Annotated in this window: 2 protein-coding genes and 1 pseudogene; 1 reads left to right on the forward strand and 2 read right to left on the reverse strand. The window is 43.4% G+C overall.

Features of this window, described 5'->3' with window-relative positions:
• Positions 1-7 precede the first annotated feature (7 nt).
• Complete coding sequence (locus ACQV1I_RS19395; RefSeq protein ID WP_116334161.1) at positions 8-12,379, reverse strand: non-ribosomal peptide synthetase; 12,372 nt, start codon at positions 12,377-12,379, stop codon at positions 8-10.
• 261 nt (positions 12,380-12,640) lie between these two features.
• Here ACQV1I_RS19395 and ACQV1I_RS19400 point away from each other — a divergent pair.
• A pseudogene (locus tag ACQV1I_RS19400) lies at positions 12,641-13,006 on the forward strand (hypothetical protein); the annotation flags it as partial.
• A gap of 79 nt (positions 13,007-13,085) precedes the next feature.
• On the opposite strand, the gene ACQV1I_RS19405 reads toward ACQV1I_RS19400, so the two are convergent.
• Positions 13,086-13,907 carry an alpha/beta hydrolase gene (locus tag ACQV1I_RS19405; protein WP_116334272.1) on the reverse strand — a complete coding sequence of 274 codons (822 nt, stop codon included), beginning with the start codon at positions 13,905-13,907 and terminating at the stop codon, positions 13,086-13,088.
• Positions 13,908-14,099: the final 192 nt, after the last annotated feature.

The raw sequence follows: 14,099 nt of genomic DNA on the forward strand, positions 1-14,099 counted from the left end.
AGGTTTTCTATATCGTTGATAAAAATCCAGAAATATCCTTTAACTCATCTAGTGTTAGGTCTTCATCGCTAAAATCGGTTAAGGTTCGCTCCTTTTCTCGTATGACACAATGAGCGATAATGAGCTGTAAATGTTGCTGAAAGCCTGTTATAAACTGCTCGATTGTACCTTTGTTAAACTGTTGCCCATTATAGCCAACCTCTACTGTCATAGCCCCTTTTATGACAAACACTTTAATATCAAGCGTGGACTCCGTGTACCATTTCGAATGCACGGAGCTAATCTCGAATACTTCACTGTCTCCTTCTAAGTCAAATTGACCTAAATAGTGAAGTGCGATCTCAGGCTTCAAGCAATGCTCGATCTCCTTTTTGTCCTGTGACACCAAGTATTGTAAAGCTCCGTAGCTAATACCTTTGTCAGGAATTCTTCTGAGACTGTCTTTGGTCGATTTAATCTGATGACTAAGCACATCCTCTGTTGCCAATCCGCTTGGCACAGCCATATCCAGTACCACCGGATACACGGAAGTAAACGCTCCAACGGTACGTGCTAGGTGGATTTCTCCCAACACCTCTTCCTCACGTCCCTGGCCTACCATATTCAACAGCGTTCGCTTTTCCCCCGTCCATTGCTGTACGGATAATCCTAATGCTGTAAGTAACAGGTCCTCCGTATCCGTGCTGTACGCTTCATGCGCCTTATGAAGCAATTGACTAGTTTCCTGCTCCGTTAACATGACACTCAATCTAAGTTTGTCTCGATTCTCCTGATTTATAGCCTCTATGTCTTTTGGTAGCTCCCCTATCTGAATCTCTTCGATACTACGCCAATACTGCTGTTCCTCTAGCAGACGTGGTTTGCTTGCATATTCAGAAAGCCTCGTCGCATAGTCAAGGTATGACGTAGTTTTGAGTGGAAAGCTGATAGCCTCGCCAGCTACCCACTGGTTGTATCCTGTCGCAAAATCTTCCAGTACAATTTTCCACGAATCGCTATCGATGACCAGAGGATGGATTGCTACCAGCAAGTAATCGCCACCAGTAGTCTGGAACAAATTGAGCTTGACCAACGGGCCTTGTTCTACATCCATACATTGCTGAATGTTCATCGCTCGTTCTTCGACTTTAGCCGCAGTGTCTACTTCATCACTTACATTGACGATCTCTAAGCTAAATAACTGCCCGTCTGCTCCCCGATTGTGTTGCTTCCAGTCTCCCTCTTGTTGGCTAAACGCCATGCGAAGAGCATCATGATGGGCAACCAATCGTTCAAATACTTCACGTACAGCCTCTTCTTCAAATCCGTTCCTGCGATAGAGCATGATAGATTGGCTAGAGAGATGGGGGTCGTCTTGATGCTCCAAAAAATTCCTCTGGATTGGCGTTAGTACCACGTCACCCTCCACGAGTCCTTGATCGATAGACTGTCTGATCCTGTCAACATAAGGAGACAACTCGTCAATCGTTGGATACTGGAACAGATCTTTGACAGTAATACTGAATCCATGCTGATACAATCTTGATGATATTTGCAAAGCTTTGATCGAATCTCCGCCTAGCTCAAAGAAATGATCTTGAATGCCGATTTGCGGTACACCCAATACGTCCTGCCAAATGTTCACAAGTAACTCTTCCGTCCCGCTACGAGGAGCGACATACTCTCCTCTCGCATTTTGAGAGCCATCCGGCTCTGGTAATGCTTTGCGATCCAGCTTGCCACTTGAGGTTACTGGCAAACGATCAAGCCAGACAAAATGTGAAGGAATCATATAGCTTGGCATAAAGGTAGCCAACGCTTCTCGAACCTTCGATACAGATAACTCCTCTTCGGTTACCACATAAGCGCAGAGCTCCTGTTGCCCATACACATTTTCACGGGCAATCACTGCCGCTTCTCGTGCAGAAGCCACTTGGAGAAGTCCAGCTTCAATCTCGCCTAATTCAATCCGATATCCGCGAATCTTCACCTGATGGTCGAGACGCCCCACATACTCGATATTCCCGTCCGGCAGCCATCGTGCCAAATCGCCTGTTTTATACAAAGCTCCTTGTCCAGTAATTCTGTTACTCACAAACTTTTCTGCGGTTAAGTCCGATCGGTTTAAGTACCCTCTCGCAACACCTGATCCAGCTATGCACAGCTCACCAACGATACCCACTGGCTGAAGCTGATTCATTCTGCTCAAAATCAATATCTGCACATTTGGTAACGGCTTGCCAATAGGGACAAACCTGTCCATGTCTTCTTGTACAGAATAACTAGTTGCGTATACGCTAGCTTCTGTCGGTCCATATAGATTTTCCAGTCGAACACTGGGCAGTGCCTCGCGAATCTTGTTAGCAAGCTCGGGTGCCAGAGCCTCTCCTGCGGCAAAGATATATTTCAGTGGGCGAATAGCATGGATGTGTCCCGCGTTATAGACAAACCAGTTCAGCATGGACGGAACAAAGTTTATATGGGTAACTTGATGTCGCTCGATTGCTTGTATAATGAGATGAGGTTCCTTCTCCGCTCCCGGTTCCAAAATGACCAACCGACCATATCCTACGATCCAGCCGAAAATTTCTATTATCGACACATCAAACGTATAGTTTGTTTTTAATAGGAACGCATCCTTCGCTTCTAACGGATACATATATTCGTGGGCGTATAAGACGTGCATTAAATTGGCATGTTCAATGGTCACGCCTTTAGGGAGACCTGTCGAACCAGACGTATATATAACATAAGCAAGATTGTTCATCTGATGGATCATTTCAGGGTTATCTGTTCTATCCTCGTAGTTCTCCTCTTGATCGATAAGGATAACGTTTCCTGCAAATGACACCCCAGTCATCTGTCCTGATTGTGCAAGTAAAAAATTCGCCTGGCTATCTCTTAGGATGTATTCGATCCGATCCACAGGAAAATCAGGATCAATCGGAACATAAGCACCCCCGGCTTTTAAGACCGCTAAAATTCCGATCATCATCTCAAAGGATCGCTCCGTGATGATCCCAACTAACTGATTTTCCTTGACCCCTTTTCTACGTAGGTGATGAGCCAGTTGATTGGCACGCTGATTCACTTCCTGGAACGTCATCTGCCGATCCTGATACTGCAAGGCAATCCGGTTAGGTGTTCGTTCGGCCACTTTTTCCAGCAGTCTATGGATAGGTTCCCCTGTCGGTAAGCACACCTCGGTTTGATTGAATGTCGACAGTAAAGTCTCCTTTTCCTCAGGCAAAATGATGTCCATTTTATCCACGCTACCGTTCACATCCGCCATCATCAGTTCCAAAATGCGAAGGAAACTTTGCATCATCTGCTGAACGATCTCCTGTGGTAAAACAGAACCGATCTTGATCAGATTATGGCCCAGAGTGGTCGATACAGAGAAATCAAGTAACATGTTCGTTCTCTCATAGCTGTTTTCAATTTCGAATAAAACATTGTCAACTTCCATAGCATCTTGGGCAATGTTGTTAAACACATGGAAATCAACATAGTTAAACATGATATCGAAGAACGGATTTTTCCCGTATGCATTCTCTCCGGTGGCTTTACAAATATCCAGCAGTGGAAGTCTACCGTACTCTTTCAGCTCAACATGCTTACGGTGAACATTACGGATCAAATCCGCCCATGTGATGTCTCGTTCAAACTGGATACGGAAAGGCACTGTAGTAAGGAAACATCCCAGGATTTTTTCACCGTCTTCACAAACCGGCCGAGCATTTTCGACTAGTCCCGCTACAACCTCCTCCTCGAAGGCGTATAGCCGGAGCATGGAGAGAAAGGCAGTAAAACATACAGTTTTGAACGTTGTATCAAGCTGTTGGGCTATCTGTTTCAACTGCGTAACGAGGTGTAAATCTAATGGTTTGGTGATCACAGTGTGCGGCGAGTTCTCGGTTTCCTCACCTGAGAGTCGTGAGCTCGGAAGCTCCCACCGCTTATAATGAGCTAATTCTTCCTGCCAAAACTGCTGAACATTAGGATTATTTTTAATAGCAAGCTGCTCAATTACAAAATCCTTGTAGCTGCTCTTAAGCGGCTGCATTTGCAACGGCTTTTGTTCTTTTAGACTGTGATAGAAAGCAGTCATTTCCGTCATCAGCGATGCTACGCTCCAGCCGTCCATAATTGCATGATGAAATACCCAAGCCAATAAAACGTATTGTTCATTCAATGTGTAAACATGTAATCTCCAAAGTGGCTTATGGATATCTGTCGAAAATGGATTTTGCCGATCCTTTGCCAAATGATCAGCAATGAAATACTCTCTTTCCTCGGCAGTTTGATCAGCAAGCTCGAAGAAATTCACTTCCATTGGAATCTGTTGATGAATCACCTGAACCGGTTCTGGGAAATTATGAATATGGAAGCTTGATCTGAGCATGCTGTGCTTTGCAACCAATAGCTCCATGGCTTTCTGCAATAATTCGTGTTCGTAGGAGTCATCCTTTAAGCGATATACAATTTGATCGTGGTATAGAGCCGCTTTTGGTGTTTGTAAACCGTGATAAATCATGCCTTTCGAGATTTCGCTCATAGGATGCAAATCTTCCACATTAGTCAAATGCTCCCTGAATCGAACGTCTTCCTGTAAACGAGACTTCCCTGACTCGATTGCATCAACGGCAGCTTTATACAGCTCTTCATACTGATTGTCAGCTTTCTGACTTTGAATGTGCCCTACAAGCATGCAAATCGTAGGATACAAATACATCTCACGGATTTGTACATGGATGCGGCAGTGACGATTCATTTTATTCACGAGTCCAATAGCCTTAATGGAATCCCCGCCCAAGTCAAAAAAGTTGTCGTGAATACCAATCTGCTGGACACCAAGCATATCTTGCCAAATCTCTGCAAGTTGCCACTCCAGTTCACTGCGCGGCGCCTCATATCTTCGCTTGTCACGTAAGCTGTCATCTTGTTTCGGTAACGCTTTACGATCTACTTTTCCGTTAGAGGTCAGCGGCATATTTTCCAAAAGCATAAAGTAGGATGGCACCATAAAGCCTGGCAACTGTTTCGTTAGATAGACTCTAACCTCCGAAACAGGTAGTTCCGGTTCTGCGGTAAAATAGGCGCACAGCCATTTATGTCCTCCATCACCCTCTCTGGCCAATACCGCAGCTTCTTTGATAGCAGGATGCTCTAAAAGCTTGCGTTCAATCTCACCTAGCTCAATCCGATGACCTCTGATCTTAACTTGATGGTCTATCCGCCCCAAATATTCTAGGTTTCCGTTCGGCAAGCGGCGAACAAGATCTCCGCTTTTATACAGCCTTTGCTGTGAGTCATACGGATTTTGAATAAATTTCTCCGAGGTTAATTCAAGTCGATTAAGGTATCCCCTTGCCAGCCCGTCTCCACCTACGTGTAGTTCTCCTGGAACACCTACAGGCACTAAATGATTACGAGGGTCCAGCACATAGGCCGTCAAAGTTGGTATAGGCTTCCCGATATCGCTACTATTTTGTTTTATATCCTTATCCGTAATGTCTTTGTACGTCACATGAACCGTGGTTTCCGTGATTCCATACATGTTGATTAGCTTTATATGCTTATACTTTTCTTTAAAAGGCCTCAATTTGGCTGGTGCCAAAGCCTCTCCTCCAAAAATAACCAAACGCAGACTCATCGCCAGATCTTCTGTCTGCATCTCCTCATGAACGACTTGATAAAAAGCAGTGGGTGTCTGATTGAGCACTGTAACGCGTTGCTCTATTAATAAATGGATGAATCGCTGCGGGTCTTGGGTCACTTCCTTTGGAACAATTAGAAGCTTGCCACCATAAAGCAAAGCTCCATACATTTCCCATACAGAGAAATCAAAGCAATAGGAATGGAATAATGTCCATACGTCGTTTGAGTCAAAATCAAAGAGTGATTTGTCATTAAATAGTAGCCTTATCACATTGCGATGCTCGATCAGTACACCTTTAGGCGTCCCTGTAGTTCCTGAGGTATAGATGACGTAAGCCAAATCGTTCGAAGTATTAATTGGCGCTAGATCAGTACGTTCTTCTTGTAAGTATTCTGGACAATCAAGTAAAATTTGCTCTCCAGCAAACTCCGTCTTTGCTACTAAATGGCTTTGAGTCAGCAAAATTTGACAAGCACTATCGGACAAAATGAAATGTATGCGCTCCTGTGGATAGTCAGGATCAATCGGAACATAAGCACCGCCAGCTTTTAACACTCCCAAGATACCCACGATCATCTCGATGGAACGTTCACACATGATTCCGATTAGCTGATCTACCTGCACACCCTTTGCTCTTAGCACTCTTGCCAGCTGATTGGATTTTTCATGTAATTCTCGGTATGTCAGGCACGAATCGCCAATAGCCACTGCAATATTATCCGGGTGGCTTCTAGCCTGCTCTTCAAACAGTTGGTGAATCGTTTTCTCATGTGGATAATTCGCCTTCGTATCGTTACATTCTACAAGCAGATGAATCTTTTCTTGTTCGGTTAAAATCTCGATGTCTTCCAGCAGGCAATCAGGATTAATCGTTACGCCTGTTAGTGCCTGGTTCATATGGCCTGCTATGCTCTCGATCCATTCTCGTTCAAGAACATGGGCGTTATAGCTGTAGTTAAGCTTTATCTCCCTGCCCGGAATAACCGTTACAGTAAAGTCATAGTTATTGTGCTCGGTAAACTCGATCCCTTCAATCTGTAGCCCCTGCTCTTCCGATCCGCTCAACGCTTTCATTCCTTGCTCAATCGGATAATTTTCAAATACAAGCAGGTGATCGAATAAATGTTGTCGTAGCTTTGACTGAGCTTGAACTTCATATAAAGGGCAATACGTGTAGGGCTCAGTCTCTAAGGCACTGTGCTGTATTTGCTGAAGCAGTTCCTGAAATGATATCTGCCCCAATCGTACACGTACCGGAATTGTGTTAATGAATAAGCCCACCATTTGCTCAATTTCAGGAATTTCAGCAGAGCGTCCTGAGACAACAGAGCCAAACACAACGTCATCCGTACGGTTATACTGCCGAAGTAATACGGCCCAAATCGCTTGGAAGACAGTATTTACGGTCACTTGATTCGTTTGAGCCAGCTGATGCAAACGTTGTGTCAACGTTTCATTTAAAATCAGGCTCAATTCCTCATGATGATAGGTTCCGCTATCTCCTCGTTCTCCCGCTCTCGGAATCGTTGTCTGTTGCGTATAATTGTCCAAATAGTTCTTCCAATAAGACAATGCCTCTTCTCGGTCATTTCCATAGAGCCACTCAATATACTTCCTGTAGGACGGGGCTTTGTCCAACTTGATTGTCTTCCCTTGCTGTAAGGCATGATAATTTTGAAAAACATCTGTGAAAATAATGCCAAGGCACCATCCATCCATAATCAAATGGTGGAAACTCCAGATCAATGTGTAGCTATTCTCTTTGGTTTTGAGAATCGAAATGCGAAGAAGTAGGTCACGTTGAATATCAAAGCCGCGCTTACGATCATGGACTTTAAACGCTTTTATATAGGCTGCTCTCTGATTTTCCCCCATGGCTGATAGGTCTTCTGTATGCACAGTCAAACTTCTCTGCTTCCACACCACCTGCTGCGGACGGGCTAGGTCCTCGTAGATAAACACCGTTCTCAGCACATCGTATCGGTTCAATAATTCGTTCACGCTTCGTTCAAACGCCGGGATATGAAGGTCGCCAGATATCTCAAATGTAGCCTGTTCAAAATAAGCAGTTGTCCCTTCTTCCTTCAAATAGTGAAACAGCATACCCTCCTGCATGTATGACAAAGGATAGATGTCCTCGATGTCCGCTATACTTCCATCCGCTTTCAATCTCTCTGAAAGGACATCCCACTCTTCTGTGCTCAAGGTATGGCTACTGAAATCGCTGGAGGTCTTCTCCGTTTCGGTTCGACCGATGCAATGTGCAATGATGTCGCGAATATACTGCAAAAAGCTCGCAAGGAATTGGGCTACTGTCGTTTCTTTGTATTCTTCGCGGTGATAGCCTACAGTCAAGGTTAATGAGGCGCCCACAACCATCGCGTTGATATCTAAAGCAACCGTACGAATAGCTTCCCCACTTACCATGTGTTGGCATTGGTAATGAGATCGTTGAAAGACGTCTCTTTGTAGGTCATTGTCAAACTGTCCTAAGTAATTGAACCGAATATCCGATTTGGTTTGAAAAGCAATCGTTTGCTTATGTTCTTTTGGCATCATATATTTGGCAATCCCGTAGCCTATACCTTTATTAGGAATTCGCCGCAAACCATCTTTGACGCGCTTAATCCGGTAGCCAAGCGGATTTGATTTCGGGTGAATCTGGTCAGGGGCACGTAGATCGAGTAAGACAGGATAGATCGAAGTGAACCAACCAACCGTTCGGGTGATGTCCACTCCTGGCAATATCTCTTCTCTGCCATGTCCCTCAAGGTTAATCAACACCTGTTCTTGTCCAGTCCACTGCTGCACAGCTAGACCAAGAGCGGTTAACAGAATATCGTTGATTTCGGTATGATACGCTTGATGGGTTTCCTTCAATAGTAGCCCCGTCTCTTCTTTAGACAAAGTCAATGAAAGCAGACGCTCATCTGCTTGTTTGTGCTGAAAAGCTTCCCCGTCTTTAGGTAGAAGAGCAATTGACACCGACTCGATTTCTTTCCAATAATCAAGCTCCTTTATCAGCTTCTTGCTACCTGCAAAGTTCTGAAGCTGACTAGCATATTCTCGATAAGACGTCGTCTTTGATGGAAGCTTCATTTCTGTGTTCGCTTCCAATTGACTATAGAGGTCAGAGAAATCCTCCAGAAGAATCCGCCAGGACACACCGTCCACCACTAGATGGTGAATGGTAATCAGCAAGTGATCCCCTGTAGCTGTGCGGAATAAACCGAGCTTTACAAGCGTCGGACAGGTCATTAGATTCATGCTACGCTGAATGTTCAGCTCCTCTTCCGCTATGCGTGCAGAGATGTCGGATTCCTGTGTCATATCCACCACGTGCACATGTACCTGCTGTCCTTTAAGACCCTTGTTGTGCTGAACCCAGCTCCCTTCATCCGACCGGAATACTTGCATACGCAATGCATCGTGGTGCTCCGTCAAACGCTCAAAAGCACGGCATACGAATGAAAGATCGAAGCCGTTTTGGCGATACAGAAGAACAGATTGATTGTAATGGTGTAATCCATCGCCCTCCTGCATCTGGAATAGTTCCATTTGAATGGGCGTCAAGCCCACTTCCCCCTCAACTGGACCTTGGTCGACCATTTGACGAAATCTCCGCACAGACGAAGCTACCTCGGCGATAGAAGGGTGCTGAAGTAAGTGTTTGACCGACAGCTCAAATCCACGCTTCCGCATTTGGGAGCATACCTGGAGAGCTTTAATGGAGTCCCCTCCTAATTGAAAGAAATTATCTGCAATTCCGATCTGTTTCACGCCTAAAATTTCTTGCCATACAGCAGACAATGCTTCTTCAATCGGGTTACGTGGAGCTGTATACTCAACACCACTATGATTATCTCCGTCTGGCTCAGGAAGGGCTTGACGGTTCAACTTTCCATTAGAGGTAAGCGGAATGTATTCCAAGGATACGAAATAAGCCGGTATCATAAAGCTTGGCAAAACCTGCGTCAGAGCATCTCTTATTTGTTTGACTGTAAATTCATCCTTCAACACAACATACGCGTAAAGCGAAGATTGGCCGTGGCGATCCGGTCGAGAAATGACTGCTGCGTCCTGAATCTCTTCCATTTCCAGAAGCTTCGATTCAATCTCGCCCAGCTCGATCCGATGGCCTCTGATTTTAACCTGTTGATCCATCCGGCCTACGTACTCCATATCGCCGTTTGGGAGCCACTTCGCTAAATCCCCCGTCTTATACATCCGCTTTCCTGGAAAGAATGGAATTTCTACAAATCGTTCCGCTGTCAATTCAGGCCGATGTAAATATCCTCTAGCCACTCCTTCTCCTGACACGTATAATTCCCCAACAACCCCAATGGGAACGGGACGGCATTGCTCGTCAAGGATATAGCATGACAATGTGGGAATTGGCTTTCCTATATTGCTGGCGGGGTGATCCATGTTAGCTTGATGAATTTCCTTATACGTAACATGTACAGTCGTTTCTGTAATTCCATACATGTTGATAAACATTATTTGGGGATATTTTTCTTTCCATGGCTTCAGCCGCGTTGGAAGTAAAGCTTCTCCACCGAAAATGATGTTCCGTAGCTTCATGTCGGATTGGGGTCTGCCTCCTTCCTCCTGAATCAACGAATAGAAAGCCGATGGAGTCTGATTCAGAACAGTCACCTGTTCACGTTGAATCACTTCCCAAAATACAGCGGGATCTTGAGCAACCGACTTTGGAATAATAACCAATTTGCCGCCGTATAAAAGAGCCCCATACATTTCCCAGACAGAAAAATCAAAGCAGAACGAATGAAAGAGCGTCCATACATCCGACTCGTTGAAATCAAACAGTGGCTTACTGGTAAACAAGAGCCTTACAACATTTTTATGCTCAATCAAGACGCCTTTTGGTTTCCCAGTCGTACCCGAAGTGTAGATGACATATGCTAAATCCCGAGGTTGTGCAATACTAATCGGATTGGACGCATCCCCCGTGTATAAATGTTCATCATCCAGATACAGCATTACGCCCTCATAAGGCAACTCGAACGAATGATGACGCTGAAGAAGCAGTACATCCACCTGGCTGTCCTCCACCAAAAACTGAATACGTTCTATCGGATAATCAGGATCAATGGGTACATAAGCGCCTCCAGCTTTCAAAATGCCAAGTATACCTACGATCATATCTAAAGAGCGATCTGCCATGATCCCGATTAGCTGTTCTCGCTTTACTCCATTAGCAAGAAGCCTTTTAGCCAATTGATTTGCCCGTTCATTAAGTTCCCGGTACGTGAACTGACGCTCTTCAAACACGACTGCAATATGGTTTGGCGTTTTTTCCACTTGTTCTTCAAAAAGCAATGAAATCGTTTTGTCCTTAGGATAGTCTGTATCTGTGTCATTAAATGTAAATAAAATCTGGTGTTTTTCTTCTTCTGAAAGTAGTTCGATCTGGGAGAGCGGTTGCGAGGGGTTCGTCATTACTTTCTGTAAAATGTTCAATAATCCATTTATCATGCTATCGATCTCTTGTTCTGTAAACAATTCAGTACGATAATCCAGATAGAGCTTAAGCTCATCCGTATTCATCTCTTCTACAATATGGATGTTCACATCGTTAATTTCGTGACCGTGCGAAATACTTTCCGTTTGGTACGTAATACCACCGATTTCGTCCCATTTAAGCGGTCGATATTCTAAGCAAATACCAAATAATCGGTTGGTTTCCGGGTTATTCTTTCTCAAATGCTGAATAAGTAAATCATAGGGGTATTTTTGGTGTCGTAGGAGTGAAGCTTTTTCTTTATTCACATGCTGGAGAAAAGTGACAAAGTCTATATTCGGGTCTAGGGAAGTGCGAAGTGGAAATGTGCTGACAAACATGCCAAGCATTTCTTTTTCTTCTTTTGTGGTGCGATTGGCATATACGGTACCGATCGCAATATCTCGTTGGCCGGTCATTTTATACACATAGACATAAAGAGTCGTGAGGAAGATTGAGAATATATTCGTCGTGTAATTCGTACAAAATTCATGGATCTTGTTGGTAAATTCCTTAGGAATCTGAATCGATTTCCGTTTGGCTTGGGTACCTATTTGGTATGAATTATAATCTTTGAGGCTTATAAATTCAGGTAAGGTAGAAAATTTTTGATGCCAAAATGTGCGGTCTTTCTCGAATCGAGGGGAAGATAGATATTCTTGTTCATTTCTAATAAAGCTTGCATATGTTGTCGCCTTTTTTTGAAGCTGATGCTCATTATCCATGAGGTTTTCGTAAGCTTCAAAGATTTGTCTTGCCAAAAAATCCAAGGACATACCATCAATCATGATATGGTGAAACTTACCGAAAATAAGTGTCTCCTGATCGCTTACACGAATCATTGAAAATGCATATAATCTCGAATTAAATTGTTCGAAGGGGGCTTCAGATTCACGGTTCACCCATCCGCCAAAGTCATCAAAATCCTGAATATCAAAAAATGGAATGTCAATAGACTCAGGCTCAGCAAAATACTGCATCGGTTCCTCGTCATCATTCTGGATTAGGCGAATTTGAAAATCGCTATTGTTTGCCGTCACGAGATGAATAGCCTTGATTAATATGGAATAATCGATTTTCCCCTTCACTCTGATAAAACCTGCAAGATTGGAAAGGCTTGAATTGGAATTTAGTTGTTCGGTATACCAGATTCTTTTCTGCGGATGAGTTAGCGAATACGTCTCGGACATTACCCTTTCAGTCTCTTTGTTCATAAACTGTTCCTCCCCATATCACGTTGGCACTTCATTTCTCTTTCAATTCTAAAGATTAACACTATTAAAAAATCAATAAATGAATCAAATATATTATAAGCATATTTTTCTATTATTTTCTATTATTTTCTATTTTATTCTAAAATAATCCATATTTTGATGTTGTAGCATGTCGAAATCAAGTAAACGTCGTAAGCTAGCAGGAAAAGATATGGAGCTGACACTAGTTAGTAATTTAGGAAACATTTACTGGATTACCCCTGGGTACAAATGGATCACAGTACAGATGAACGAGCGTCCCTTCATGTAATCAAACGAGTATTTTCTCATCATTCATCAGTTGATATCTCAAAATCCCATGTAGATACTCATTCCCATCATTGCGATAGTGCCTTCATTTTCTGGGGAACAGAACCTGATGGATCGGGCTTACAATGTGAAGTGGAAATTGAGGGAGAAGTTCAACAAGTAATGAGTCCAGCTTCTATATTTATACCAGCAGGCTTGCAGCATACGTATAAATATCTATCCGGCAGTGGTACCTATACTAATATTGTATTGGCTTCAGAGTACAATGCTAGTTTAGAAATGACAAAATCCTTAACATCAGCCTTCGTATCTTCGTAAAAACGATAACGAAAACGCATGCAACTGTCTTTTGGAACAGGGCATGCGTTTTGTCGTATGTACCTTTTACACTATGATATTATTTCCATGCTAAAGCAGATCCAATGACAAGTCCTATAAAAGGTAGAATAACTGATAGATGATTCTCTTCATCAAAGCAACGATATTGTACTTGTAAGCCAGGAATATTACTAGAAGATAAACGATCATGCATTTCTTTAGCATCCACGATCATTTCTGCCTTTTCCTCACTACCTATCCCTATCAGAAGACTAGTTTGTAAAGGTTCCGCTGTTGAATCCTGCGCCTCCTTAGCAAAATGTTCTGCTAATGAAAACAGAAATTGATTTTTCCACCAAATCGATGGACTTCCTGCTGCATAAACCTGAAAAGCCTGACGTTTTGTAAACATCGTATATAATGTAAACAGCCCGCCCAATGAATGGCCAAATAACGTTTGGCGATTACGGTCAATTGAAATCTCCTGTTCAATCAACGGCTTCAATTCTTCTTCAATAAATGTCAAAAATAAGTCTGCCCCACCAGTTGTTGGCCATTCAGAGCCATCTTTGCGATCAGGGAGCTCAGTTTTATCTGCAAACACGGTATAATCATAGAACCGTCGATTCGTTTCAAAAGGTTGGTTTGTATCATAACCAATACCAACTACCACAGTTGGTTCCAGCATATGTGGCCCTCGCGTCCGCAAGCGAACTGTCTCCGCCATCGAGCCAAACGCTGAATTGGCATCCAACATATAAATAACCGGAAAACCCGTTTCGGGTGCAGGTACATCTGGCTTGTACACCATAATTCGGTATATAGCACCACGATTGCTTGTTACCGTCCACTGCTCTGCCCCCGGAATGGCGAAGGCTGAACGTTCTTCTTCATGTTTCATCGCCAAATTCACCTCTCCTCACAGCTACCTACAAGCCGATCATATACTTCACGCAGGAGAAAAAGCATCTTGGTGAAACATTTCGTCTTGAGCTATCTGTTGTCATCTTCTCAAGCTAATCGATCTTTATATTCTTTAATCCAGGCTTCGTTCACTCAAATGATAATCATTATCAATATTGATCATAGCGAA

Source organism: Brevibacillus sp. JB24b (assembly GCF_051713385.1).
Taxonomy (GTDB): domain Bacteria; phylum Bacillota; class Bacilli; order Brevibacillales; family Brevibacillaceae; genus Brevibacillus_B; species Brevibacillus_B laterosporus.